Genomic DNA, 24,643 nt, shown 5'->3' on the forward strand with positions numbered 1-24,643 from the left:
CACAGCTTGCATGTTCTGCTCCTTACCGCATTAGTCTGCGGGCGATTGCCGCACGTAGCCGCTGCCTTGGCCCTCGGGCTTCGAGCGCCGAGTGTGCGGCGTTCCAGCCGCACATTCCGTGAACGCCTCCACCTGGGTGAGCCGACGCGCTGCCGAGATATAGACCCTTCACGGGTGTGTGATTGTCCGCGAGCCCTGGGATCGGGCGAAATACATACTGCTGGAACAGTTCGAATGTTCCGCTGTTGACCGCTCCGCCCCGCAAGTTCTCGTTGTCGCATTCGAGCTGACTGCCAGTCTGCACTTCAACGTCGACGAGCCGGTCCGTGAAGCCAGGAGCATACGTGTCGATTTTCTCGGTCATCGCGGCTGCGATTTCCCGGTGTTCCGGTTCAGTGCTTCCTCGTGGGGCTTTGGTGTATGCCCAGGCGGTCGTCAATCCTGCCGGAGATCGCGTCGAGTCGGCGGCGGTCATCTGGCCAAAAAGAATCAGCCGGTCCTGGTCGTCATCACCGCCGATATGAACAGTTCCAGCGCCTGCCGCGAGTGGACTCGCCCAGGGGATCTCGCCCTGGACCACGTAGTTGGACTTGACTACCGGAGGGTCCCATTGGAACTTCTTGATGCCCTCGCGTACCCGCTCGGGAATCGCTGAGCTCGGTAGCAAACTCTCGTAGAGGTCTGGTGCGCTGACGTCTGCGATCAGCGCCCGGCGTGCGCGAAGGGTGTCACCTCCTTCGGTCACTACGCCATCTGCACGACCGCTCCGCACCAGGATGTGCCGCACACGCGCGCCGCAACTTACGCGCCCGCCACCCGCCTCGAGTCGCCGCACCAGTGCTGAAGTGAGTTGTTGCGCGCCGCCACGAGGAGTGGGGAACCCGCCATCCTGCGCAAGCATCGTGAGGACGTAACCGACCATGCCACTTATGGGGGCCGAGACGGGAACGTCGGCGTGTAAAGCGTTGCCACGGAGCAGGAGCCGTGCCGCGCGGCTCTCGAACAATTCGTGTTCCATACGTCGTACCGGAAGCGCGAGAAAACGGGCGAGTCGCATCGCGTCTGCCACACCGAACTTGTGGAGCAGGGACATGGCGCCGCGGGTGGGTGGAAACGGCGCGAACATCATGCTGAGCAGTGGCGCCTTGACTGATTGCCATTCCTCACACAGTGACAGCCACGTGTTCGCGTCTTTCGCGCTGAAACGTGCTAGCGATTCCGCTGTCTGCCGAGGTGTGCGCTCGATCCGAACCACATCACCCGAGCCGGGGCCAACAACATGCGCGACGGGAGACTCGGCGTGGCTCCACTGCAGCCCGAAACGCTCGAGCCCGAGCCTCGGTATCGCAGGGGCGGCCATAGCAAAGGGATAGAACGAGCTAAAAAGGTCCCACGTCACGCCGTGCTCCCGGTTGACGGAACGGACCGCGCCGCCCGGATCCGGCTGTGCCTCTAGGACGTGCACATCCCAGCCGTGATCCGCTAACACATTCGCTGCGACCAGCCCATTGGGGCCTGACCCAATGACGATCGCGTCTACCGCACGCGTCATTCGCGGCGGCCTTCGGCGATGAGTGCAAGCCGCCTGAGGCACTCCTTGTTCCGCGGCCCCGCCAGTTTTTCCTGCACCCGCTTGGGGACTTGTCTCCACGGCCACGACTCAACCCACTCTTCGAGCACCATCGCGCAGCCTTCCGGATCCTTCGTCAAAGATACCCGGACCCGCGCTTTCCCGGCCGGCCACGAATGCGCCGCGAGCTCGATCATTCGCCCAGGGTCGCAGCTAACCACTTCGGTGTAATTGTCGTTGAGAAGCGGCCAGAAGCCGACGGAATGATAGAACCGGCTGCCCTCATTCGGCCAGCCCTCGTCGGTCCCACGGATGCGGGATGAACCGACCACCCAACCGGCGTAAAGCCAGGGGTCGCAAAGTATGTGCCACACGGTGTCTGGGGTCGCGCGGGTACGGTAACGCGATGCCATAGGTAGCCACCTCGCTGACGGGGTCCGGTATGCCTCTTAGCTACCCGCGAACGGACCGAACAAACCGGCGCTCAGGTCATCTGCTTGTCAGCGCCATGCTCGACAGCGCCGCGTAGGCGAAGAAGAGCACCAGCAGGAACCAGCCAGCACCCTGCCACAGGGGCCATGTACCGCCGCGGCGCCACACGCGGTAAGTCTGGACGAAAGCACCGATGCCTCCAAGCAACAGGATCGCTGCTGGGCCGAACGTAAGTAGATTCCCTGCTACACCACCACTTTCGGGTGCGGCCCACAGGAGCAGCACGCCCATCGATCCGAGTGCGAGCACTATCACGACCGTGGCGTACGTGGCGGCCTTACGGAATGTGGGTGGGTCATAGAACCGCTTCTCGACGTCTCTTGTCATCGCGCCTCCCTACCAGGCATTGAACGCTTGGCCCCCCAAGTAGACCGCGACGACCAAGAAAGCAATGGCGATAGCTGCTGTCAGGACGATGATGACACCACCAGCAACCTTAGGCTGCGAACCGGCGTCTGGGTCAGGCTCCTCGTGGACCAGGTTGGTCTGGTCTTCGGCGGGAGGGGTCGGTTCGGGCTGTGACTTCGAATGCTCATTTTCCATGTGCACATCTCTCCAATCTCGTTGTGCTGCGTTGAGAATGAGGCCAGCGTTACGTCCGAGCCCTGCTGTCTGGCAGGTTGCGCCGTGCAGCATCGAGGTCACCGCAGCGTGGCCACCGCGGGCGGCGCTGCGCTGCAACTGCGCGCCACTTCCCCTTTTCCGCAGCGCGGCCAGGAATGTTCGCACCGCGTAATAGTCGCCAGCCTCACACAACGCGTCAGTGGTTTTGTCCAGCAACATCGATGTGTACTCACTGACGGTCACCTTCTTCCCTGTGACCGGGTCAATGGCGGGGCCCTCCAGACCGTGGCGCGCGGCGGTCCACAATGCGGCATCACCCCATAATGGGTCGATAGCTGGAGGCGGGTCTCCCTTCTGGAGGTCGGAGAGCGCCGTCATTACCAGGGCCCGTCCTAACGCCGCTTGCAAGACGGAATCGTCGGCCGTGAGTCCGACGTCAGAAGCGCGGATCTCGATCGTCGGGTACCGGTCTGAGAGTCGGGCGAGCCAGAAACACGTGTGACCGTCCTCGAGTAGGCCAGCATCAACAAGCGCAGCCACTGACTCGTCGTAGTGTGCAGCCGACCGGAACTGCGGTGGCAAGCCGGATACCGGAAACCTGCGCTGGGTCGCGATCCGCCAGCTCGAGAAGCGAGTGTCGGCCCCACCTGAATAGGCCGAGTTACCCCCCAGCGCAACGAGAAGTGGCAGCCAGGGTGTCAGATGCCCAAGCACAGCGACGGCCGTCTCACGGTCTGGTACCTCTACATGGACGTGTGTACCGCAACCCTGATAGCGCTCCGCAGCCGCCCCGTAGCGTGCGAACATCTTCCTGTACCGGTTATCACTGACGGACGGTCGCGCGGGTGGCGACTGCGGTGACATCTGTGGTGGCATTCCGGCGGGGAGCAGCTGCAGCCCCATCTCGTGCGCTGCTGCTGATGCTTGTTCGCGGTTACGCAGGAGTCCCGCTGCCAAGGCGCCGAGTGCGGTTTCCGGCTGCGTCACGAGCTCTATCTGAGTGTTTTGCATCTCTGAGCAAGCACCGTTCACATCGTCCGCCAGCCCTGCCAAAAGCTCCGGCGCACACGGTGCGAGCACACCACGTTCAGCGTCATGGAGCAGAAACTCTTCCTCCACGCCGACACTGGGGCAACCACGGGGTGCGAGTGCGGGCGCAGATTCGTCTGGGTTTTCCAGCGGGTCGACCTTCAGCACCATATCCTCCGATGGGTGGGGTCCTGCCGGACGCTCACGGGCGCGAACACCGACCGGACGTTCATCGGCGGTACCCGGAACGTCGCAGACTGAAACCTTGCAGAGTGCCCAGCTACGGGGAATTTTGGGGGGAATTTTGGGGGGAATTTTGGGCCCTATAGGAAAACTGGGCCGAGGCGTCCATGAGCGTCCCGACCCAGTTTTCGGAGACTTATGACACGGCTCCGTTTCAGCTTGCTTGGAGGGCGTACACCCGTTCCAGCCAATCAGCCGTCCCGTTTGGAGACATCCCATCAACCGTGATCACATGGGGGGTGGGCTCATAGAGTGCCAGGCACCGTGCGACAACACGTGGGGCGAAGATCGAAAAATCGACTCTGATGTCACTGGCGCGCGTCGCGCATCGCGCAATCGCCTCGATGCACGCCACGCTGCAGAAGCGCACCTGGGACAGATCGAGCATCACTGGGGTACCTGCCTCGAGCAAATCGTGAATGCCCTCGGTGATTTCCGCACGCTTACTAGCGTCGAGTTCGCCCTGCAGAACCGCGACACGGACGCCTCCGCGAGGCGTGCTTGCCTGCGTTACGGTCATGGCCCATTTTGGATCGTCTTTTGGGAGTGCTGTTGGAATCATTCCAGCTCCTACTACTACTCGATCCGGAAGCTGGAGAAATGCACACGAGCGCGGCGCCTAATACCGCGCGGCGCTGGGTACCATCCCAGCTTCCCCGGTTGTATCGGCTGCTGGCTCAACCTGTACCTAGCATCCCCCAACGCAGGGGTGCCACGCAAGGACACAGGCAAGGATTTTGGGCAATTTTACTAACTGATTACCATAGTGGTTACCAGGGCTAACGATGAATAATCGTGGTCATTTTGGGTAGCTGACCAATATGGAACTACTTGTGATACTGGCACTTCTGATACTCGTTCTGGTCTGGGCAGGGCGCCGCCGACTGCGGCAATCGGCCCGCGGCGAGTCCCCACAGAACCCGGATGCCTGAGCTTTATGCGGGACCACGATGACCCAGCCATAAGAATCTCCGATCTCCCCCCGCGCGACGGCGGCTACGTCGATCTGCGATCGTATGCGGCAATCGGAGATGGACGAACTGTGGCTCTTATCGCACACGACGGATCCGTCGACTGGTATCCGATGCCAAACCTGGACTCACCGCCCGTGTTCGCGCGACTGCTGGACAGCGAGAACGGTGGTTGTTTCGAGTTGTACCCGGCGCAGACGCATACGGTAACGCGACAGTACATTCCCGGCACGAACGTTCTGCAGACCACTTACCAGACCCGCACCGGCAAGGTCTGTGTCACCGACTCGCTGAACACGGGCAAGAGCGGGCGCCTGCCGTGGGGAGAATTCGCGCGCCGCATTGATGGACTCGAAGGCACCATGGAACTGCGCTGGCGCGTGGCACCAGGCACCCGGCTTAACCGGGTATCGCCGTGGGCGGACAATACCCGGCAATGCCCGCTCCTGCGCGTCGGCGATGTGACGCTCGGGGTGATCGGGTGCTCAGGCGAAGAGCTGAATTTCAGCGACCGCACGGTCAGCGGAACCATCAGCGTCGATGCGGGACAGCGCAGGCTCATCGCGCTAATATCCACAAGGCATGAACCTCTCCCCTGCCCTGACCCGGAACACATCCTCGACGGTATCGAGAGAACAGTCAGCTACTGGGAAAGCTGGTCGTCCGAGCTCCACTATGACGGGCCCTGGTCGGGGGAAGTCCTCCGCAGCGCGCTCGCCCTTAAGGTGCTGACGCACAGCCTCTCCGGCGCGATCGCCGCTGCCGCGACCACTTCCCTGCCCGAAGATCCACGGGGCGGGAAGAACTGGGACTACAGGTTCGCGTGGATACGCGACGCCGCATATACGCTCCACGCGCTGATTCGCTTCGGCGAACGCGAAGAAGTCCATAGCGCGGTGAGCTGGCTGCTCACAATGATTCGCAAGCAAGGTCCTGACCCAGAAGTCTTTTCGACCCTCGGTGGCGAGCTCCCGCAGTCCGAGCACGAGGTCGACGCTCCGGGATGGCGGGGCATCGGCCCGGTTATCGAAGGCAACCGCGTGGGCGGTCAACTGCAACTCGGTGTCTACGGCGACTTGTTCGACATGATCGACCTCTACCTAGAGGGCGGAAACGTCATCGACCAACCGACTGCCCGCCTGCTCGCCGACATCGCTGACCGGACCTGCGACGTCTGGCACCAGCGGGACGCGGGCATCTGGGAGCTGACCGAGGCCCGCCACTACACAAGCTCCAAAATGGGCTGCTGGCACGCGCTCGAATGTGCTGTGCGGCTTGCAGAATCGGGTCAGATCGAAGGGGAGGCGGCACGCTGGCAAACTGAACGCGACCGCATCAAACAGTGGATTCTCGAGAATTGCTGGTCAGACGAGCGTCAGAGCTATGTGTGGTACGCAGGAAGTAACGATCTCGATGCCTCTGTTCTCATCCACGCGATGAGTGGGTTTGACCGTAGTGAGCGCATGTCGACAACGATCGACGCCGTGCGGAAGGAACTCGGCGACGGCCCACTTATCTACCGCTACACAGGGATGCAACGAGAAGAGGGCGCGTTCGTCGCCTGCAGCTTCTGGATGGTTGCTGCCCTCGCGGAAGTCGGCCGCAAGGCGGAAGCGGAGCGCCTGATGGCGCAGATGGTCCCCCTCGCTAATGACGTGGGGCTTTACGCGGAGATGATTCATCCAGAAGACAATCGCTTTCTCGGAAACCTTCCGCAGGGCCTCAGTCATCTCGCACTCATGACAGCCGCATTGACGCTCATCGAAAAGTACTGAAGGGAGTCACCATTGAGCCGCATCGGCTTCCACGCCTCACACGAACAGATCAGTCCGCAGCAGCTGCTCGAGGATGTTCAGCGCGCCGAAGCGGCAGGATTCGCTGGCGCGATGTGCTCGGATCACATCGAGCCGTGGTCACACGCCCAGGGGCATTCCGGGTTCGCGTGGTCGTGGCTGGGAGCAGCTCTCGGCGCTACCCGCTTTCCGATTGGGGTGGTCACAGTGCCCGGTTACCGCTACCACCCCGTGGTACTTGCGCACGCGGCGGCAACGCTGGGCACGATGTTTCCTGGACGCTTCTGGTTCGCGCCAGGCAGCGGGGAACACCTCAATGAACGAGTCACCGGCCAGGCCTGGCCACCCAAGGAAGTACGGCAGGTCGTTCTAGAAGAAGCGATAGACATCATCGGTCGTCTTTTGCGTGGTGAAACCGTGACCCATCACCGTCATATCCGAACGTCGGAAGCTCGGCTTTGGGACCTTCCCGATAAGCCCGTGCCAGTGCTGATTCCCGCGCTCACGACCGAAACGGCCCACCGCTTCGCGCCCGCGGTCGACGGCCTCATTACCGTCAACCAGCCCCTTGACGGCCTCAAAGGCATGTTAGAGGCGTTTCGGGAGCACAATCCGTCAGGCAGAGCAGTCTTGCAGGTCCATTTGAGCTGGGCAGAAAACTCTGATGAAGCCTGGCGAATCGCAAACGATCAGTGGCGCACCAACGTTCTTGACCCGCCGGAGATGGCCGAGCTTTCTGCACCAGAGCAGTTCGAGGAACGCGCCAAATACGTCTCAGACCACACTCTCGAGCAGAGCGTCAACATCTCGCCGGATCTCGGACGTCACGCAGAGTGGATCCAGCAATATGCAGAACTTGGTTTCGACGAAATCTATCTTCACCACGTGGGTCAGGAGCAGGCACGATTCATTGACGCCTTCGGCGAGAATGTCCTGCCCCAGCTTAGAGGCTGAGGTCGTCTGTTTCGCCTGCGGCGGCCTCGAGTTGAGCTACTGCTTCCGGACGTGGTGCGCCGGTCAGCTGCAGGATATCCACGACTGCGGAGCGGATTTGCATGATGAGGACAGTGCGGGTGTGTCGGGTGCCCGGAAGATCGTGCTGGGCGTACGACGCTTCCCTAGCCGCCTTCAGCGCGGCCTCACGTAGTTCATGTTCTGGCAGCGCCCCTGTTATCCAATCCGGAATCAGACAGATAACACGGGCGAGCCGGAATAGCGCCGGCGACAAACTAACGTCGTAGGGGTCACGGGCGTGCCGGACCGCATTGGAGACCGCCCTGCACACTCCGCGGCAGGTGGCGGCGGTCGCTTCAACGGATATAACCAGACTTTCCGCTCGCGCCAGCGCGCGGCGCGCACTCTCACGCTGGCCCCGGCTCCGCAGAAAGGTCGCGCTGGCTAGCCGCTCCCGGGCCGCCGTCACTGAATCGTCGAGTGCGGCCGCCGCATACTTCAGTTCTGGCAGCCGCTCAATCGTGAGATCCGCTCGCTGCAAGGACTGGGTGTCGATTGCTTCTGCCGCTTCGTTCACGATTGCAGCGTGGCGGCCTACGTACTCTTCCGCATAGTCGACGACGGCGTTAACCGGGTTCCCCGGATAGATAGCGGTGAGCACCAGCGCGACGAACCCCCCAATGACCGCATCGGCGAGCCGGATCCAGGGCGAAACATCCAAGAACGGGCCGACTGCGATCACAACCACCGCGGCGACCGCAGCCTGGTTAACGAGCAAGGGACTCGGTCTGATAGCGACGGCAATGGTCACGGCCACCAGAACCGCCACTGCCAGCTGCCACGCGCCCACGCCCGCGACCCGCACGAGCACATCCGCTGCGGCACCCCCAAGCAGAACTCCGAGGGCAATCTCAACAGCGCGCCGTCGCCGCTGCCCTACCGTCAGGCCTGTCACGATGACGGCGGCAATCGGCGCGAAAAAAGCCCCCTCTTCCCCGAATGACAGAACGGCGATGAGGTAGGCGAGACCGGCTGAGGTCGCCGCTAACACAAGCAGCGGCGCATGCTTACGCACATTGGCTGCTGCAACTCTCATCGCGGACCTCAGCTCGCCGAGCGTCTCACACAGGCGTGCCGGAGTCTACGGCCAGCGCCAGCGCAGACTGCCTGGTATCGAGCCGACGCACCTGAACAACGATTGGTGCTCCGCAGGTAACGACCATCGCGTAGGGCACAGTGAGCGGTACCGCTTCCGGCTCGATCAGGTCGTTGATCCGCACATGACGAACGCGGGCCGCGGGCACCATGATCCGGTACGCGCCAACCGGGTCACGGTCAGCGAAATAGACCGTCACTGCAGCGCATGCGTCCGCGGAGCCCGCATTGAGAATGCATAGCTCATCGCGGCTCGTGAACTCTGGTTCAGGACCCGTCCCGTGCGCTGGGATGTTCCCGGCGGTGAACGCCCACCGACGGTGGCCGATTGGACTATTTGTCACGACGCCCCCTGCAGCCCGAAGAGTTCGGCGAGGTAGTCATTCATGAAGACTCCTTCAGGGTCGCACTCCTGCCGCAGTTCGAGGAAGTCATCCCAGTCCGGATACATCCTCCGAAGATCAGGCGCGTTTCGGTAATGCTTCTTGCCCCAATGGGGACGTCCGCCCCAATCGAGGAAAAGCGCCTCCATATCCCGGAAGTAGGTCTCGTGGTCAAGACTCGCGTTCTGGAGTAGCGCAATCGTCATCGTCGGCTGCGGCGTATTCGACAGCATTGCGTCATCCGGCGCGACGGTCCGAACGAGAACGCGCCACCCTACTTTGTCCCGATGCCGCTCCTTCACGCGCTCGCGCACACGGCGAAAAGCCTCGAGCCCGTTCTCGAGCGGAAGCATGTATTCCATTTCGTCGAACTTCAGATCACGGAAGTTCGGTATGACCTCGTATGAAGGGCCCTGCACATCCTTCTTTAGATAGCCGGGCGGAGAGATCACTGGTTCGTCGCCCGGCACTGTGAGAACACGAACTTGTGCGCGATCGCTGCGCGGATACCAGTAGAAATCCACATGACGGCACGTCTGTGACAGTTCTTCGAAGTGGCTAAGAACCCAGTCGATATGTGTCATCCAGTTCAGGCGATGTAGGTCATAAGCTGGCTGCACCCGCAAGGTCAGCGACGTCAATATCCCCAGAGCCCCCAGCGCTACCTGCGCCCCGCGGAGCAGAGTCCTGCCACGCGCGTCATCGGAGCCTTCCCCGAATCGCACCAGTTCGCCAGTCCCTGTTACCAGCGTTCCACCCGCGAGGGTGGAGGATAAGTTCCCCAGATTCCGGCCTGTGCCGTGCGTGCCTGTGCCAATAGCACCCGCAAGGGACTGATAGTCGACGTCGCCAAGATTCTCCATGGCAAGTCCATGCTCTGCCAGTGCAGAACCGGCATCAGCGAGACCGGTTCCGGGCAGCAATGTGGCTCGGCCGTTACTTTTGTCGGCACCCACGAGCCCCGACATTCTGCCGAGTGAAATCAGCGTGTCCCCAGTCTCGGCCAGCGGTGTCGAAGAATGCCCCGACCCCACTGGGCGGATGGAACCACCCCGATCAAGTGCCTCACGAACGATGTCGATGACCTCTTGCTCAGAACTGGGCTGACAAAGGTGTTCGGCATCGAACGCGAGGCTTCCTGACCAGTTGACGAAACGTTCCATCAGCTGACCGCGAACTCGATCCCGAAATTGTTGTAGGTCTCGGGAAGGTCTTCAGCTGGCGATAGTTTCGGCTCGGAAACAAGCTCGAATGCTGCCGTGCTGACCATTTGGGCCAGCATCGTGCTTGTCGTGAGCAGCACTACGTTCCTGCCTGGACACTCAGCTGGGCCCCCGCTGAAAGGAACCAGGGACGGTTCCTTGTGTGCGCGGCCGTCGAGCCAAATTTCCGGCTCGAACCGGTCCGCAAACGGGAACTTGGCCTCGTCGCGGTGAAAAGCCGCTGCGACGATGAGGATCGCCGCACCCGACGGGATCGTCACCCCCTTGCCGTCGCGCTGCCAATGGGTGTCTTCCGTAGTGTCGCGAAGAATCACTGGCGTAGTCGGCCACAACCGAACCGACTCGAGGACAACGGAACGCAGGTACGGCAGTAGCTGTGGAGTTCCGCTTCGGAGGGTTTCGGCGTCTCTGCGTGCCGCCTTCATCTTTTCTGGATGTGCCGCGAGGAGAGCCAGAGCACGGATTGATGCCATACCAGCTGCGTCAAAAGCGAACAGCCAGTGCGGGATCTGCCCTACCTCTTCCTCGCGGTCACCAACTCCAGGCAGAGATGCGGCAAGCGAGTCTGCTGGCGCGTTGTCCACGTAACGGTGGAGCCGTTCAGTGAACTCTTCGCGCAAGCGTCGGCGACTCGGGCGGAAATACGCCCAATTCGCGTTCCCACGCAGCTTCCACAACATGTCAGTGAGTTCTTCATCGTCACGAGCAGCCGGGCCGAGGACGACGCTCCGAACTACTCGCCACCACGCTCGATTGAACTCGTCTGCATCGAGCTTGCCGACGATCCGCGCACGATCGCATAGTTGTTGCGCTTCCTCCACGACGCATTTGACCAGACCCTCTGCATTCTCGTGGATCTCGTCGGTCATTCCCAGCGCACGTTCATTTGTCTCACGCCGCCGAGTCCGCTCCGTGCCCTCCGAAATCAGGGATCCGTGCGGCTGAAATACCGAAAGTGCTGCCTGTTTTTCCCTGTTTGCTGGGTGGAACGGTTCTGGGGCGCCGTCTAGCACCGCGCCAACATCTTGGTGATCGAGAATCACCGCGAATCGGCGCCCGAACACGGAGACCTCGACCGGCTCAGGTCCGTGCTCCTTCCGGAGCTCCCGGACCTTCTGTACCCCGGGCGCATCCGCCTGGATTTTCTCCAGCAGCGCCATTACCGGCCGACGCCGTGCAATGACCCCTGACGCCAGCGAAGGCGTGCCGAGTTGCGCCATCAGCGCAAGCCCTTTCACACCACTCACCTGATGCTCGCCGCCAGAACGGTTGACCTCCCACTGCTTACCTTTTTCCGGTTTCAGGGAGGTCATAGTCACATGCCCCCGGTGTCCGCATCACGGATCGCGGTGTCTGCCTCAGCCGGATCCTCGCACACCTCAAGGAGACGCGTCGTCGTGTCGTTCACCTCGGGATCATTGGGTTCGACCGTCCGGTCAAGTTCGTCCTCGAGATAGGCCGTGACCGTTTCTAACTGCTCATCCTCATCTTGTTCGATGAAGTCCGAGCAGCTCGTATCACCGCCGGTGGTCCAGATCCCCTCGACTTCTTCTTGCGCGTCATCCCACGTCTCGCCGAGCTGGTCACCGTTGAGTCCGTCGTCAGTCGTCACCTCGTCATCGCCACATGCGGCCACGCCGAGTGCTAACGGGAGCGCACAAGCTGCCGCGAGCAGGCCCTTCTTTGTACCCTTCTTTCTCATCTCAACCCCCTACGCTACGGATTTGCTGATCTGGCCGGATCCGTCTGGGCACCTAGTTGTCGGGAGTTATGGCGTCCTTTGCCTTCTTCGCGGCGTCTGCAGCCTTGTCTTTTGCCTGTTTCGCCTTCCCCGCGACCTTGTCGCCCGTACCTTCATCCTTCAACTGCTGGTCATCAGTAGCTTCGCCGGCAGTTTCCTTCGTGCGGCCTTTCAGTTCCTCGGCCTTGTGCTTGATCTCATCAGAGAAGTCAGACATGAACATTCCTTTCTGTTGGGTGACACCGGCAGTCCCCGTGTCACCTCCTGCCTACCCGGCATCAGGTCAGGCAAACCCCACAAACAGGAAAAAATCAGTGTGCCGATGAGCGGCTGAGCGCTCCCTTCGGAACTGGAATGGAGCGGGCGTACGCGCGCTCCGTCTCTTGCGCGACCTGTTCCCAGGAATACCGGGCTACGGCGCGATCCCGCCCAGCAATGCCCCATCCTTCCGCCACTGAAGGGTGGCCGAGGATCTCCCGAAGACCGTTGATCAGCAACCGTGGACGGTCGGGAGGTACGAGCATTCCCGTTACCCCGTCCACAATCGTGTCGAGGATTCCGCCAACCGCATGTGCGACTACCGGCACTCCGCACGCCATCGCTTCTAGGGTCACCATTCCGAACGGCTCGTACCATGGTGTGCAGAGGACCACGTCGGCAGAACGCAGCAGACTCGGCATGTACTCCCGTGGAACGTGTCCTACCAGATGTACTCGATCAGCCACGCCCAGATCGTCTGCGAGTGCCTTCAGCCGCTGCGCCTCGTGGTCCTCGCTGAGAAGTCCGTGGGCCGGGCCTCCCGCAATGACAAGTTCGACATCAGGCAATGCGGCGACTGCCCGGATGGCAATGTCAAAACCTTTGCGCGGCACAAGCCTTCCAGCCGAGACAATTCGCTTCACTGCTGAACTCGGTTGGTTTGACCGGTCTCTGGCGCCATCAGACGGTTCCGTGTCAGGCGTGAAGAGACTCAAGTCAACTCCGGACGGCACGACCGAGATACGGGCGCGTGGTGTTCCCATTCTGCCGAGTTCGAAGGCTTCGTCAGAACTCGTGGCGATGATCCGCGAAGCGGCCTTCGCGACGACACGCTCGGTCCGGATCCGGTCTTCGGGGCTCGTATCCGCCGCGCCCTGGAATCGCCGCTTCACGGTCCCCAGAGCGTGGAAAGTCTGCACTGTGGGCGTCCCCAGCGCCCTCGCAGCCAATTGCGTTGCGATGCCGGACATCCAGAAGTGCGCGTGCGCGATGTCGGGTGCGCGAACCTCCCAGTCCTGCCTCAAGTAACGTGCGAAATCTGTCATATGAGGGAGGATTTCGTCTTTCGGAACCGTTCGCGGGGGGCCAGCCGGAACGTGGACGACCTCATAACCGGCGTCGACCCGGATGCGCTCCGGGACGTCCGGGTCCTCACGTCTGGTGTACACCGCAACCTCATTACCCCGGCGTGCGAGTGCTGCGGACAACTCCGCCACATGGACACCCTGGCCCCCAGAGTCGACAGTTCCCGGCCTCGCTAGCGGGCTGGCGTGCTCAGAAACCATCGCGATCCGCATGTCCCACCTTCCTCGTATCAGGTGCGAGTGCCGACCGCACATGCAGTACGAGAATCGAGAGTCCGCTGCACCCCTCTGCCATACGAATGCGTCTACCCACCGGTGCTGCCTGTCAAACATCAACATCTCGCCGCAAATGATAAAAACTCCCGGCATCAATGATTATCTGGGCGGTGTGCGCGGTACCCCGTATCCATGACATCGCTTTGGCTCGAAACGAGGAAGGCACCCGCCGCCGCTGAACTCCACACCGTCGACACATCCACGAAACCCGATGTGGTGATCGTCGGCGCCGGGGTCACGGGCCTGGTGTGCGGCCTAGAATGCGCCCGAGCCGGTCTGCGCGTTGCAGTGCTTGATGCTCGCGGTGTAGCCGAGGTCACGACAGGACTTACCACCGCGAAAGCCTCTTGCCTGCAAGGCGCGAAGACCAGCGAGATTGTGCGAGAACACGGAAGCGAGGCCGCTCGTGAATATGTGGCGGTCAACCAGTCGGCACTGTCATGGCTGCGCGAGTTCTGCGCCGGTGCGGGTGTAGAGATACAGACTCGAGCCGCATACACGATTGCGCAACACGACTCGTCTCTCGAAACGCTCGAACGCGAAGCTGACGCTGCGAGCGCAGCTGGGCTGAAGGTCGACTCCTCCCGTGGTGCCCCCCTGGATTTCGCGCCCTTCCCGATCGCCGGGTTCGTGGGACTCAATGATCAGGCGCAGTTCAATCCAGTCGAGTTGGCCGACGCGCTCGCATCGCAGATTCGTGAGCTGGGAGGAGGTATTTACCAGGGAATCCGCGCCGAAGGGGTCAGTACTTCCGGCACTCTCACGGTGCACACAACTCACGGTGACATCGTCACCGATCGGGTCGTGCTCGCGACGGGAACTCCGATTCTTGATCGTGGCGGATTCTTCGCCAAACTTGAGCCACAGCGCTCGTACCTCGCTGCGTTTGCGGTACCCAGTGGAACACTGCAGCCGGAAGGGATGTACGTGTCCATTGATTCTCCTGAGGTGGCTCCTACGCGTTCGCTGCGCTCCGCTCCCGGACATCTGCTTGTCGGGGGCAATGGGCACGTCGTTGGGCGCGCAGCGAACACGCGTGTATGTGCCCGCGACCTTCTGACGTGGACAAGTCATTACTTCCCCGAGGTCGCCCCCACTCAGCAATGGTCAGCACAGGACTACTCGAGTGTCGATGGGCTGCCCGTGGTCGGTGCGCTCACGCCCGCGAGCGACAAGGTGCTTATCGCCAGCGGGTACGCGAAATGGGGAATGACCAACGGCGTTGCGGCAGGCCGCATTCTTGCGGAGCGCATTTCTGGCAGCGCGGCAAAGTCCGGCGGCACTTTGCCGGGTACGGAACTGTTCGATAGTCAGCGTTCACTCGCGGTCCGGCGTTTGCCAAATTTCACAGCGACAAACGCGAAGGTCGGCATGAACGCCATTAAGAGCTGGGCACAGTTAGCACGGACTTTGCCGCAGGCTCCCGCTGAGGGCGAGGGCGTCGTCCATCGGCATCAACTCAAGCCCGTCGCGACCAGCACTGTTGATGGCGAAACGCGGACGGTGTCAGCGATTTGCCCTCACTTGAAAGCGCTCTTGTGCTGGAACTCTGCCGAACGGTCGTGGGACTGCCCCCTGCACGGTTCCAGGTTCAATGCTGACGGAACTTTACTCGAAGGGCCCGCCACTCGTGACCTGGCGGCGGCCCCCTCACCAGAATGGAAAGGAAGCTGAAACTGAATGAACACAGCCACTTTGAAGAAGCGACTCGACTCTGCTCGCGGTCCGTTCGCCTCGATCTATGTCGACGATTCGAAGAACACCGAGGACTCGGGGAAGGCCCGCGAGCTTCAATGGCGAACCGTGCTCGACGAACTGCGGAAGCAGGAGGCTCCCGACGAATTGGTGGCTCGCGTACTGGATCTCGCCGACCGCAAACCGCCAATTGGCAGTCGCGGCAGGGCGCTCGTTGTGGGCGAGTCCGGAGTAATTGTTGACGAGGAACTTCCCGTCGTGCCCGCGCTGCCCGATGTGCGGTTCTCGGTCATGCCGCATCTGCTGCCCCTGTTCGAGTTCGGGGCACCTGAGCACACCATTCTGCTCGCGGAGGTCGATCGTACTGGTGTCGATGTGAGCTTTATCGACGAGTACGGCCGTGCGCTCGACTTCGACTCAGAAGACATGGACCGGCACCCGATACACAAAGCCAACGTCGGCGATCGCTTCAGCTGGGCTCATGTCGAAGAGCGAACAGAAGAGATGATCGACCGGAACTACCGGGACACTGCAACTTATCTGGCGCGAGTCGTTCGGCAGGTCAGCCCCTCGATGCTCGTGATCAGCGGCGAAGTGCAAGCGCGGACAGGTATCGAACGATTGCTGCCAGATGATGTCAAGAAGCTGACCCACGCGGTGCCCGAAGGTGGCCGCGCTGACGGCGCCGACCATGCTCGGCTTGCCGACGCGATCAACGAAATTGTGCAGCAGCGGCGCACTGAGAAGGTCGCCGAAGCCCTCGAACGCTTCCGCATCGAATCTGGCCGGGCATCAGGGTTCGCGGTCGATGGCATGCGAATCATCGCGGCCAATGTGCAGCAGGCAAATGTTGACACCCTTCTGGTTGCACGTCCCTCCGACGAAACGCAGCCAGCCCCGGTCGACGGCGACAGCCGCGAGGAGGATGCCGTGATCGCGGCAGCGATTCATCAGGGCAGCGATGTGATTGTGTGCAAGAAGGACGACGTCAAGTTCCGCGACGGGTTCGGCGCCATCCTGCGCGCCCCCGCGCTCGATGTGAGCGACCAATAGGCGGAAGAGTCCAGCCAGGTGCGGCGGGTGCGCAAGCGCCCGCCGCTGGCTTTATTCAAGCATCCGTGTCCTGGCGTGTTCGCTTGCATATCAGATTCGCGAGTGGGAGCCGTTTCGCTGCACCCAGCAGTGCAGCTGCGAGGCGGGTTAGTGCCCTGCGCTCCACTAGTGCGTGGCGATTCCGCAGCTGAGGAGGGCGTTCCGCTGGATAGTGATGGGCAACAACAGCGTCCACATAGCACTGTGTCCAGCCATCAGCAGCAAGTGTGTAGGCGAGCATACGCTCCTCTCCGACGTAATCGAGGACCGCGTTGAACCCGCCGCACTTTCGGAGCGCGACTGCGCGCGCTACGCATGCACATGCGAGAAAGCCGATGATTTCGGGGCCCGGAGAGTCCGCAGAGCGCGGCCTCGGGCTGTTCGCCATCAACCTGTTGGCAGGGTCTTCTTCCTCATTTCCGCCCACTAGAACTCGCCCGGCGATGAGTCCAACCCGCGGATGATCAGCGAAGATGGTTTCCGCTCGCCGCAAAGCGTCAGGCTCCCACCATGAATCGTCGTCACAAAAAGCCACGAGCGACGTGCGAGCACGCCAGATTCCATAGTTACGTGCAACCGCTCCCCTGTTTTTGCGGAGCCTGATGTAAGTGAGGAGATTTTCGGGGAAGTCTCGCTGACACTCTTCGACCACCGCAGCCGTGTCATCAGTGGAAGCGTTGTCGACGACTATCACCGGACACGCGGGCTGCAACTGCGCGAGATGGCTCAGAGTTCGGGCTAGCTCAGAAGCTCGATCGCGAGTCGCGACGACCACGGTCGTATCACCGTAGGTTTCGCGCCCTATCCGGTCTTCTGCGCTCATAGTAGGCACCTACCCACTGGCACCGTGGCCAAACTGTTCATGGTGCACGCACGTTTGGACCTCGGCAAAACGGGAACCCCGATTCAGTCCGACGTTTGGAGGAAACCATGAAGGAACCCGAGTACGCCGGCCGCGATGAAGCTTTCCCTTCGTCAGCCGGACGTGCGCTAGCACGCCTTGGCTATTTACTGATAGCCCTCGCCGTTGTCGCCATTCCGCTTGGCCTCATCGCGGCGGCTTCTGGTGAAGCAGCGCTCGCCTGGATTGCTGCGGCGTGCGCTCTCGTCTTACTGATTGTCGGCGGCGGGTTGTGGCGGTGGCAGGCAAGCCGAAAGCAAGACAGCCACCCGGAAAGCAGTGACCGGCAGGTATCAGCTGAAGGCAAAGGGCCGCTGGACATCTGACATGCGCGCACGGTTCAGTGCCTGCCTTGGCGGCATCAGTCCCGTTCCAGGACACCCTGGGGGGCGGCCTCATCGAGGTTGGTGGTGACAAACTCACCGGCGACTTCGGCGAGCCGCCTGTTCGTCTCCTGTGAGAGTCGCACGAGCAACTGAAACGCCTCCGTCGCGTCGATCTTGTATCGCTCCATCAGGATGCCCTTAGCCTGCCCAATGAGGTCACGGGTAGCGAGTGCGCTCCGAAATTCTCCGTCTCGGCGGGCCGTCCCCAAAGCAATAGCCGCATGGGTGGCAAGGACCATCCCGACTTCCTCGGCCGCCTCGGTGAACGCGTGAGGCTGATCAGCGTGAATGTTGAGAGCGCCGAGGAGCTGGTTCTGGGTGAACAACTGGAAACACACGGAGGAGCGGACCGGAGTCTCACGCAGCGCCGCAGCGGTGAATTTTGGCCACCGCTGATCCTTCGTGTAATCGTCCGTGCGCACCATCTGATGGTCCCAGGCTGATGCGAGGCAGGGCCCTTCATCGTGGCGCCGCTGGATGGCGTCAAGCAGTGCCGCGTATCCGTCAGTCGGTGCGACCGACTTGATCTCGTGACGGCCCGTGATGAGGGTTATACCCGCATGACGAGCGCCGGGCACGTGAGTGAGGGCGGCGCGCGTGGTCTGTTCAAGTACTGAGTCGAGACTCGCGCTCGACCGCCCGTGCATGTCACGGGCAAGTTCAGCTAAACGAAGATGTACGTCGCAACCGTCGCTCACACTGCTCACCTCAATCCCTTATCCAGGGTAGTCACTCATCGGTCACGCATATCCTCGCTGAGCGCAAAGTATGGTGCCAGCGTGTCAGGCGCAATAATCGACAGACTGACATCCGAATGTCGAGCCAGGTCAGCGACCTGCAATATTTCCTCGATCGCAGCGACACCGCAGAACTTCAGATGCGTCAGATCGAGCGTTACCGGCGCGCCGAACTCCAGCATCCTTCTGAGCTGCACGCCTAGTTCCTGGCGCGACGCAGCATCGAGTTCTCCGTGTATCTCGACCGCATACCCGGAGGTTCGAGCCTCGCTTCCGGTTTCTCCATGACGGGGAAAGATCGCCACACACCACGCAGCACCCCAACGCCGGACGGCTGAGGTCATCTTCAGCTCCTACCAAAGAATCGCGGAAATCCGCCTACTGCCCCAGCACGCGCCCTACTTCGATGTAACGGCCACACCGCTGCCCTCGGCACATTCCGCACCAATTCGGGCTGCTGGCTCAACCCCATGTCCGAATCTATGACACTACGGCACGCACCCGCAAGCTAGGCACGTGGAACGTGCTCAACAGGGTTTAGTGCCACCCTGGAGTGGGCACACCCACTGACATGAAAGATCGAGCTCTGGCCCTGCCTGGCTTCCCTGAGGACGTGGCGAGCGAAACATTTCTGTCCTCGCCTCCGCGTCTCCCCAGAGAACGCGGTCCACTCTCCTTTGGGCTCCTCGAATTGTTCGCGAAAGGCAACATCCATCGCAGCGATCCTGAGCTGCGTGCTCTGGCCCAGCTGGCGTCTAGCTGCGATCCGTTCAGTGAGGATGCGCAGCTCGCCCTGACAATTTGTTACGAACTGCACTATCAGGGCTTCCGTGGTATCGACGAGAGGTGGGAGTGGTACCCAGAGCTGTTGTGGCTGCGCGCAGCTCTCGAAGATCGGTTTCTGACCTCCCTGCGCACAAGAATCAGACTGACCGATCCGATTGAGGCGCTGGAGGAGCTCTGCACGGCCCCGGCAGAGGACGGCAGCGTCGGGCACTTCCTCCGTGATGACGGCACCTGGGAGCAGATGCGTGAGTTCTTCATCCAGCGGTCGATCTATCACTTGAAAGAGGCTGATCCCCATGCGTGGGTGATTCCGCGGCTGACGGGCAGGCCTAAAGCAGCAATAGTGGCCGTGGAGTTCGACGAGTACGGCGGTGGCAGCGCCGCGCGCATGCACTCGCGACTTTTCGGGAATCTGCTAGAGGCGGCCGGGCTGAACCCGCGCTACCTCGCTTATCTGGACAACGTTCCGTCAGAAACGCTGGCAACCGTCAACTTGATGTCCCTGTGCGGGCTGCACAGGGCGCATCGCGGCGCACTGGTAGGTCTGTTCGCCGCCGCCGAGATCACGACGGGACCGAGCGCAAAAGTCATGGTGGACGCACTAAGCCGCCTCGGCGCGCCGGAAACCTGTATGCACTTCTATCGCGAGCACATCGAAGCCGACGCCGTGCATGAGCAGTTGATGCGCAAGGACGTCGTAGAAGAACTAATTCGGGCCGAGCCTGACTTGGCCGAAGACGTGAGCTTCGGCATCCAGGCAAGCGCAATGCTGGAAGAGCGCTTCGCGGACCGACTTCTCACCAGCTGGTCCGCGGGAGAGTCGAGCTTGCGGAGCGTGTGACTTCACGTTCCCGGCTGGATCCCCTTTGCACCCTGCGACCTACCCTTTCGTCGGTGGCTCGTATCGCAGAAAGGAAATATCCGGCTGCGCTTGCAGAGGCAAAGCGCCACCACAACCCGATCCGAAGTGGCGACGCGACCGTCGGGCAGTTCGACGGTTACCGGACCTGGAACGAGCAACGGCCCATCAACGGTGTAGCGCACACGACACACGTCCTCATTGTTTGTCTGCACGGACAACCACAATCTCCTCAAGTGTCTGTTCTGGCAGCAGGTAGCCAGCTGCGCGCAACTTTGCTGCCCGGCTGCGCATCACTGGACCGAAAGGGATGTGTTCATGCGCGGTCACCGTAGCGGTAAGTCCCGCCTCGCTGAGCATCGCCACGGTCTTACCTGGATCGCTGACCGCCGAATGCACCATAAGCAAGGTAGCTTTCGGTGCGAGCAGTCGACCGGCCGATGCACACAGTGAGTCGATGACCGCCCGGCCGTCAGCACCCGCATCCCACTTAGCGCATGGCCCGGCACCGCCACCCCCAAACCAGGGCACATAGGGCGGATTAGCAAGTACAACATCGTAACTCCGCGTCGGGTGTAGCGCCGCGAGATCGCTGTGCACCACATTCACAGGAGCTTTGAATAGACGTGCGTTAGCGCGCGCTGACCAGACAGCGCGCGCAGATGTGTCCACCGCAGTCACAGTTCGCGCGCCACTCCACGCGGCGACCAGCGACAAATAGCCGGTTCCGCAACATACGTCGAGGACCGATCCCCGGCCGGCCAGGCCACTGCGCAGATACTCACGCGCGAGCAGCATCGTATCCTCCTGGGGTCGGTAGACCCCAGGCAGCCGGAGCACCTTCGGTCCCAGCGGTGCGGCGTGCTGGGATGGGGCAACTGTGGCGTCTTTGCCACGTTCTAGTTCCAGGGTCACCAGCACCTCCGGGTGTGCGAGCGGAATTAGTTCACTGCGCGGATTACCCCGAAAGCTGGCAAGGAAACCTCAACTCCGCAGCCAGAAGAAGCACTAAACGAGACTGCGTGGTATTTCGCGCTCCCAGTTCTCGGAGTAGACGCGACGGTCGCCCTGTTTGTCGTCGAACTCCCACGCATCGAGTTCGGCGGTAATTCGGAAGTCCGTCTTGGTCGAGGTCATCACCGTGCGCGTCCTCACCTCAATCTGCCAGACTCCTCGTGACAATCGCCGCACGGTGCGCGTCTCGCCCCGCACTGACTGGACGTCGTTGTTGGCAAAGCTGAACCACTCCGTGGTCGCTCGGCGTACTACCGTGCCGATCTCATCGATGCGGAACTCGCCCTGATCGTTGACTATTTCGAGGGTCGAGTCTCCGGACGCCAGATCACGCGTGACCTTCCAGTGATGCTCGGGCGCAATCAGACGCGTCGTGGCCAGCTCCGGTGCCGCCGCAGGCGGTCCGAAGGCCCGCAAAGACTCATCGACGGGTGCCGGGGGACGTACCGGCAGCACCAATTCGCTGTGGTCAGGCTCAATCGACAGCGTCGCAGCTTCAGGGGATGGCCACGCCAACGGCCAGTAAGAACTCGACAGCGCCAAGCGAATCTTGTGTCCAGCGGGGAAGGACTGTGCCACACCGTTCAGTTGTAATTCCACGCGGTAGGTCTTTCCCGGCTCCAAAGGCTCGGGATTCGCGCTCCCGTTCCGGTGCGTCAAATTGAGTAGCCCATAGGTAACACGCGTTGCTTCACCGTTGGGGGCCACATCGGACAGGCGAGCCGCGACCATCGCGTTAGGTTTATCTGCAGATACGGCCAGCAGCAGCCTGGGCAACCCGAGAATCTCGACGGTTTCGGTAAGTCGGCTCGTTTCGTAGACCAGCGCACCCCCATCTTCCTCCCGCTGGTCCGACGGCAAATCGGGCGGCGCGGCATACGACGCCCACTTGCCTGCGAACATGCCGACACTGAGGGGTGATTGCACCACGTTCGTTGGACTATCCGCCCTGCGCTCAGCGATTTCGGTGACTTCGTTCATCCCAATCAGTGACCGCTCACCGAGTTGCAGCCGCTTCTCAGAGATCCGGCTCGATGGCCAGCCCTCCTCGGCGACCCACCGGCCGGGCCGGTCCCCGTAGGACGTTCGTGGTGGCACTGAATCCTGCATCCACACGCGTAACGCGGGCTCGGCAGACAAACCGGTATCACGGCCTTTCAGCCAGTGATCCCACCAGCGGACAACCTCATCGAGAAACCCGATCGCAGGACCTGGGACGCCAGTGTGGGGGTACTTGTGCCCCCACGGCCCGATCAGCGCTCGGCACGGCACCTCCAGGTGTTCGAGTAGCCGGAAGATGGCATTGGTGTAGCCGTCAGCCCAGCCGCCCACCGCGAAGACCGGACATTGAATCGAACCGTAGTCCTCGTTGATCGATACTCGTCTCCAATAGTCGTCGCGATGCTGATGGCGCAGCCACTTCTCGATCCACAGGCCGCTGCCCCGGAGCCGTTCGTGCCACATCTCGCGCCACCGATCACCGACGATTTCCGGATCAGGCGGCAAGCTATTGAAGGCGAACATCACAGTGGCTTCCGAGAGGTTGTCAGAAAGCAGACATCCGCCCATGTAGTGCATGTTGTCGACGTACAGGTCTTCGGTCGCTGACGCGCTGATGATCGCTTTCAGTTCAGGGGGCCGTTTCGCGGCAACCTGGAGACTGTTGAAGCCGCCCCACGAAATGCCCATCATGCCGACGTTGCCGTCACACCATGGCTGCCGAGCGATCCAGGCAATCGCATCAACCGCGTCCGTGTGTTCTGCATCGAGGTACTCGTCCTCGAGGACGCCATCCGAATCTCCACTGCCGCGCATGTCGATCCGGACGCAGGCGTAGCCGTGGCCAGCGATGTACGGGTGATTCAGGGCATCCCTGCCACGCGTGACATCGCGCTTGCGGTAGGGAATGTACTCAAGAATCGCTGGAACCGGATTGTCCTCAGCGCCCTCTGGCATCCAGATGCGTGACGCTAACTGAGCGCCGTCACGCACAGGGATGAACTCATTCTCCCTCGACTTGATCGCGTGCGGAAAATTCGTGATGTGTTCCATCCGTTTTCTCCTCATCGCTGGGGTTCTTTATCTCGAAAAGCAACTGAGATACACACGCTTCGTACACGCCCTGCAATTGCCTCGCAGTTTCCGCTCCGATCGTGAGGGTGCCGAGCCGATACCGATACGGGTCCTGGTGAGCGATATGCTCAAGAACATCCCCGGGATGCACTCCCAGCTCCACGATGGTCTCCGGAAAGGTCTCCGAAATCGCATAGATCTCCCCGGACGTGGGAACCTTCGTCACGATCCCTCGTTCAGTGGTCGTCAGATAGCACATGGCCGCAACACCGCACGTTCCTTTATGGTGCGGGAACTCTGGTTTCCGGCCCAGCGCTACGTCGAGTGCCACCAGGTGATTGGGCGCTCCATCTACCTTCATGAACAGCGCGGTGTGCGATTGCGAGATGCGGGTGTTCACTTCGACGCAGCACACCTTGTCGGCTTCTTTGTTCCAGATAAACTCTGCGTTGAAGCAGCCATCGTTAAATCCCACGTGTGTCAAAAAGTCGCGCGCAGCGGAGATAGCTCTTTCCTGCACTTCATCGGGAGTGTGCTCAGCGGGATACACGAACGAATCGAGTGAATGAGTCTCCTTCTCGATGCCCATGTCGAAGGTGCCGTGGACCAGCACTTCTCCCCCTGACACGCAACCTTCGATCGCGAACTCATGTCCGGTGAGAAGAACTTCCGCGATGCACTTAGAGCCAGCAGCGTCACGGACTTCGGGCGGAAGGGGGCTGACCTTGTCGAGGACCACATTGAACGCATCGCCGATGTCGCCGATATCTTCGCGAATCTTCGCGAGAGCGTTCCGTAATTCTTCGTCACTCCCGATGCGGAATCCGAGGCTCGATGAATGGGACTTGACTGGCTTTAGCCAGAATGGATAGTCAAGCGAGAGATTGTGCACGGCTTCGTCGTCGAACGGATCTACGAGCTCGAAATCGGGCACGACGTCCGGAATGCTCGCACGCTGGTCGATACGGCTCCAATATTTGTGTTCGCAGCGCAACACACTTTCCAGTGTGGGCGCCCGCAAGCCCAGTTCAGCTGCGAGGATAGGGACGATCACGCTGGTGGGGAAATCCCAGTGCGGAATAATTCCGTCGATGCCGTGATCGAAAGTCCTGATTTCCTCACGGGCGTCAGCCAGGAGTTTTTCGATATCTATGTCCTCAGCGGCGACGAGCCGTTCATAGTCGAGGAGCGGATGAAAGGTCACGTCTCGTGACGCTTCGAGATCTGCGAGCAGCCGATGTTGTGCCTCAGTCATGCCTGGCACGAGCACATTCAAAGACATGTTCGACCCCTCTCCCTTGCAGGCACAGGCGACGAAGATCCCGCCCCGCCGCCGACGGTAGTGAGCATTGGCGTACCCGAG

At 61.4% G+C, this 24,643-nt stretch carries 25 protein-coding genes; 6 read left to right on the plus strand and 19 right to left on the minus strand.

What is annotated here, in order from left to right:
- Positions 1-22: 22 nt before the first annotated feature.
- The 5 genes from FHU29_RS15875 to FHU29_RS15895 form a co-directional block, all read right to left on the minus strand.
- A complete protein-coding gene (locus FHU29_RS15875; protein WP_064441471.1) occupies positions 23-1,552 on the minus strand; it encodes a phytoene desaturase family protein in 1,530 nt (509 codons plus the stop codon).
- Entirely contained in the window at positions 1,549-1,983 is a 435-nt protein-coding gene (locus FHU29_RS15880; RefSeq protein WP_064441470.1) for an SRPBCC family protein, read from the minus strand. The genes FHU29_RS15875 and FHU29_RS15880 overlap by 4 nt, the downstream gene beginning before the upstream one ends.
- Positions 1,984-2,059: 76 nt before the next feature.
- Positions 2,060-2,389 carry a hypothetical protein gene (locus tag FHU29_RS15885; RefSeq protein ID WP_064441469.1) on the minus strand — a complete coding sequence of 110 codons (330 nt, stop codon included), beginning with the start codon at positions 2,387-2,389 and terminating at the stop codon, positions 2,060-2,062.
- A gap of 9 nt (positions 2,390-2,398) precedes the next feature.
- Positions 2,399-3,826 (minus strand): carboxylate-amine ligase, encoded by a 1,428-nt coding sequence (locus FHU29_RS15890; RefSeq protein ID WP_064441468.1) that lies wholly within the window; start codon positions 3,824-3,826, stop codon positions 2,399-2,401.
- A 226-nt stretch (positions 3,827-4,052) separates the two neighbouring features.
- Entirely contained in the window at positions 4,053-4,460 is a 408-nt protein-coding gene (locus tag FHU29_RS15895; RefSeq protein WP_064441467.1) for an STAS domain-containing protein, read from the minus strand.
- 375 nt (positions 4,461-4,835) lie between these two features.
- Between FHU29_RS15895 and FHU29_RS15900 the strand changes: the two genes are divergently transcribed.
- Together FHU29_RS15900 and FHU29_RS15905 are read left to right on the plus strand one after the other, a co-directional pair.
- On the plus strand, positions 4,836-6,644 hold the full coding sequence (locus FHU29_RS15900; protein ID WP_064441466.1) for a glycoside hydrolase family 15 protein: 1,809 nt from the start codon (positions 4,836-4,838) through the stop codon (positions 6,642-6,644).
- 12 nt (positions 6,645-6,656) lie between these two features.
- Positions 6,657-7,616, plus strand: a complete 960-nt coding sequence (locus tag FHU29_RS15905) for a TIGR03885 family FMN-dependent LLM class oxidoreductase (protein ID WP_064441465.1) — start codon at positions 6,657-6,659, stop codon at positions 7,614-7,616.
- Here the strand turns inward: FHU29_RS15905 and FHU29_RS15910 are convergent.
- The 7 genes from FHU29_RS15910 to FHU29_RS15940 all read right to left on the minus strand — a co-directional run bounded on the left by FHU29_RS15910 (position 7,606) and on the right by FHU29_RS15940 (position 13,674).
- Positions 7,606-8,712, minus strand: a complete 1,107-nt coding sequence (locus FHU29_RS15910) for an FUSC family protein (RefSeq protein ID WP_064441464.1) — start codon at positions 8,710-8,712, stop codon at positions 7,606-7,608. The two genes, FHU29_RS15905 and FHU29_RS15910, sit on opposite strands and share 11 nt — an antisense overlap.
- 25 nt (positions 8,713-8,737) lie before the next feature.
- Positions 8,738-9,115 carry a sensory rhodopsin transducer gene (locus FHU29_RS15915; RefSeq protein ID WP_064441463.1) on the minus strand — a complete coding sequence of 126 codons (378 nt, stop codon included), beginning with the start codon at positions 9,113-9,115 and terminating at the stop codon, positions 8,738-8,740.
- Positions 9,112-10,317 carry a D-arabinono-1,4-lactone oxidase gene (locus FHU29_RS15920; protein ID WP_064441462.1) on the minus strand — a complete coding sequence of 402 codons (1,206 nt, stop codon included), beginning with the start codon at positions 10,315-10,317 and terminating at the stop codon, positions 9,112-9,114. The genes FHU29_RS15915 and FHU29_RS15920 overlap by 4 nt, the downstream gene beginning before the upstream one ends.
- Complete coding sequence (locus FHU29_RS15925; protein ID WP_083962438.1) at positions 10,317-11,690, minus strand: cytochrome P450; 1,374 nt, start codon at positions 11,688-11,690, stop codon at positions 10,317-10,319. The genes FHU29_RS15920 and FHU29_RS15925 overlap by 1 nt, the downstream gene beginning before the upstream one ends.
- Before the next feature lie 2 nt (positions 11,691-11,692).
- Complete coding sequence (locus FHU29_RS15930) at positions 11,693-12,079, minus strand: hypothetical protein (protein WP_064441461.1); 387 nt, start codon at positions 12,077-12,079, stop codon at positions 11,693-11,695.
- Between the two features lie 52 nt (positions 12,080-12,131).
- Positions 12,132-12,335, minus strand: a complete 204-nt coding sequence (locus tag FHU29_RS15935) for a CsbD family protein (protein ID WP_064441460.1) — start codon at positions 12,333-12,335, stop codon at positions 12,132-12,134.
- 94 nt (positions 12,336-12,429) lie between these two features.
- Entirely contained in the window at positions 12,430-13,674 is a 1,245-nt protein-coding gene (locus FHU29_RS15940) for a glycosyltransferase (RefSeq protein WP_064441459.1), read from the minus strand.
- Between the two features lie 195 nt (positions 13,675-13,869).
- On the opposite strand from FHU29_RS15940, the gene FHU29_RS15945 reads away from it, so the two are divergent.
- Both FHU29_RS15945 and FHU29_RS15950 read left to right on the plus strand, forming a co-directional pair.
- On the plus strand, positions 13,870-15,411 hold the full coding sequence (locus tag FHU29_RS15945) for an FAD-dependent oxidoreductase (RefSeq protein ID WP_064441458.1): 1,542 nt from the start codon (positions 13,870-13,872) through the stop codon (positions 15,409-15,411).
- Positions 15,412-15,417: 6 nt separating this feature from the next.
- Entirely contained in the window at positions 15,418-16,485 is a 1,068-nt protein-coding gene (locus FHU29_RS15950; protein WP_064441457.1) for a baeRF2 domain-containing protein, read from the plus strand.
- Positions 16,486-16,540: 55 nt separating this feature from the next.
- Here FHU29_RS15950 and FHU29_RS15955 read toward each other — a convergent pair whose 3' ends face one another.
- On the minus strand, positions 16,541-17,347 hold the full coding sequence (locus tag FHU29_RS15955) for a glycosyltransferase family A protein (RefSeq protein ID WP_064441456.1): 807 nt from the start codon (positions 17,345-17,347) through the stop codon (positions 16,541-16,543).
- A 107-nt stretch (positions 17,348-17,454) separates the two neighbouring features.
- On the opposite strand from FHU29_RS15955, the gene FHU29_RS15960 reads away from it, so the two are divergent.
- A complete protein-coding gene (locus FHU29_RS15960; protein WP_064441455.1) occupies positions 17,455-17,751 on the plus strand; it encodes a hypothetical protein in 297 nt (98 codons plus the stop codon).
- A gap of 35 nt (positions 17,752-17,786) precedes the next feature.
- Here the strand turns inward: FHU29_RS15960 and FHU29_RS15965 are convergent, their stop codons facing one another.
- On the minus strand, positions 17,787-18,509 hold the full coding sequence (locus FHU29_RS15965) for a GAF and ANTAR domain-containing protein (RefSeq protein ID WP_232323030.1): 723 nt from the start codon (positions 18,507-18,509) through the stop codon (positions 17,787-17,789).
- A gap of 35 nt (positions 18,510-18,544) precedes the next feature.
- On the minus strand, positions 18,545-18,892 hold the full coding sequence (locus FHU29_RS15970; RefSeq protein ID WP_064441454.1) for an STAS domain-containing protein: 348 nt from the start codon (positions 18,890-18,892) through the stop codon (positions 18,545-18,547).
- 227 nt (positions 18,893-19,119) lie between these two features.
- Between FHU29_RS15970 and FHU29_RS15975 the strand changes: the two genes are divergently transcribed.
- Complete coding sequence (locus tag FHU29_RS15975) at positions 19,120-20,175, plus strand: iron-containing redox enzyme family protein (RefSeq protein WP_183377586.1); 1,056 nt, start codon at positions 19,120-19,122, stop codon at positions 20,173-20,175.
- 2 nt (positions 20,176-20,177) lie between these two features.
- Here the strand turns inward: FHU29_RS15975 and FHU29_RS15980 are convergent, their stop codons facing one another.
- From FHU29_RS15980 to FHU29_RS15995, 4 genes are all read right to left on the minus strand, one after another.
- The gene (locus FHU29_RS15980) at positions 20,178-20,408 is read right to left on the minus strand and encodes a CDGSH iron-sulfur domain-containing protein (protein ID WP_074390902.1); all 231 of its coding nucleotides are present in this window, start codon (positions 20,406-20,408) and stop codon (positions 20,178-20,180) included.
- Positions 20,392-21,108 (minus strand): HemK2/MTQ2 family protein methyltransferase, encoded by a 717-nt coding sequence (locus FHU29_RS15985; RefSeq protein ID WP_232323029.1) that lies wholly within the window; start codon positions 21,106-21,108, stop codon positions 20,392-20,394. The genes FHU29_RS15980 and FHU29_RS15985 overlap by 17 nt, the downstream gene beginning before the upstream one ends.
- Before the next feature lie 93 nt (positions 21,109-21,201).
- Positions 21,202-23,259 (minus strand): CocE/NonD family hydrolase, encoded by a 2,058-nt coding sequence (locus FHU29_RS15990; protein WP_064441453.1) that lies wholly within the window; start codon positions 23,257-23,259, stop codon positions 21,202-21,204.
- The gene (locus FHU29_RS15995) at positions 23,210-24,562 is read right to left on the minus strand and encodes an ATP-grasp domain-containing protein (protein WP_064441452.1); all 1,353 of its coding nucleotides are present in this window, start codon (positions 24,560-24,562) and stop codon (positions 23,210-23,212) included. The genes FHU29_RS15990 and FHU29_RS15995 overlap by 50 nt, the downstream gene beginning before the upstream one ends.
- Positions 24,563-24,643 lie beyond the last annotated feature (81 nt).

This window comes from Hoyosella altamirensis, assembly GCF_014191505.1.
In the GTDB taxonomy this organism is placed as follows: domain Bacteria; phylum Actinomycetota; class Actinomycetes; order Mycobacteriales; family Mycobacteriaceae; genus Hoyosella; species Hoyosella altamirensis.

Coding starts and splice junctions, on each gene's coding strand:
- FHU29_RS15895 (WP_064441467.1), bottom strand. CDS start 4,460: ATGATTCCAACAGCACTCCCAAAAGACGATCCAAAATGGGCCATGACC.
- FHU29_RS15880 (WP_064441470.1), bottom strand. CDS start 1,983: ATGGCATCGCGTTACCGTACCCGCGCGACCCCAGACACCGTGTGGCAC.
- FHU29_RS15975 (WP_183377586.1), top strand. CDS start 19,120: ATGAAAGATCGAGCTCTGGCCCTGCCTGGCTTCCCTGAGGACGTGGCG.
- FHU29_RS15995 (WP_064441452.1), bottom strand. CDS start 24,562: ATGTCTTTGAATGTGCTCGTGCCAGGCATGACTGAGGCACAACATCGG.
- FHU29_RS15875 (WP_064441471.1), bottom strand. CDS start 1,552: ATGACGCGTGCGGTAGACGCGATCGTCATTGGGTCAGGCCCCAATGGG.
- FHU29_RS15910 (WP_064441464.1), bottom strand. CDS start 8,712: ATGAGAGTTGCAGCAGCCAATGTGCGTAAGCATGCGCCGCTGCTTGTG.
- FHU29_RS15900 (WP_064441466.1), top strand. CDS start 4,836: ATGCGGGACCACGATGACCCAGCCATAAGAATCTCCGATCTCCCCCCG.
- FHU29_RS15925 (WP_083962438.1), bottom strand. CDS start 11,690: ATGACCTCCCTGAAACCGGAAAAAGGTAAGCAGTGGGAGGTCAACCGT.
- FHU29_RS15885 (WP_064441469.1), bottom strand. CDS start 2,389: ATGACAAGAGACGTCGAGAAGCGGTTCTATGACCCACCCACATTCCGT.
- FHU29_RS15955 (WP_064441456.1), bottom strand. CDS start 17,347: ATGAGCGCAGAAGACCGGATAGGGCGCGAAACCTACGGTGATACGACC.
- FHU29_RS15930 (WP_064441461.1), bottom strand. CDS start 12,079: ATGAGAAAGAAGGGTACAAAGAAGGGCCTGCTCGCGGCAGCTTGTGCG.
- FHU29_RS15920 (WP_064441462.1), bottom strand. CDS start 10,317: ATGGAACGTTTCGTCAACTGGTCAGGAAGCCTCGCGTTCGATGCCGAA.
- FHU29_RS15990 (WP_064441453.1), bottom strand. CDS start 23,259: ATGGAACACATCACGAATTTTCCGCACGCGATCAAGTCGAGGGAGAAT.
- FHU29_RS15970 (WP_064441454.1), bottom strand. CDS start 18,892: ATGACCTCAGCCGTCCGGCGTTGGGGTGCTGCGTGGTGTGTGGCGATC.
- FHU29_RS15935 (WP_064441460.1), bottom strand. CDS start 12,335: ATGTCTGACTTCTCTGATGAGATCAAGCACAAGGCCGAGGAACTGAAA.
- FHU29_RS15945 (WP_064441458.1), top strand. CDS start 13,870: ATGACATCGCTTTGGCTCGAAACGAGGAAGGCACCCGCCGCCGCTGAA.
- FHU29_RS15890 (WP_064441468.1), bottom strand. CDS start 3,826: ATGGTGCTGAAGGTCGACCCGCTGGAAAACCCAGACGAATCTGCGCCC.
- FHU29_RS15940 (WP_064441459.1), bottom strand. CDS start 13,674: ATGCGGATCGCGATGGTTTCTGAGCACGCCAGCCCGCTAGCGAGGCCG.
- FHU29_RS15960 (WP_064441455.1), top strand. CDS start 17,455: ATGAAGGAACCCGAGTACGCCGGCCGCGATGAAGCTTTCCCTTCGTCA.
- FHU29_RS15950 (WP_064441457.1), top strand. CDS start 15,418: ATGAACACAGCCACTTTGAAGAAGCGACTCGACTCTGCTCGCGGTCCG.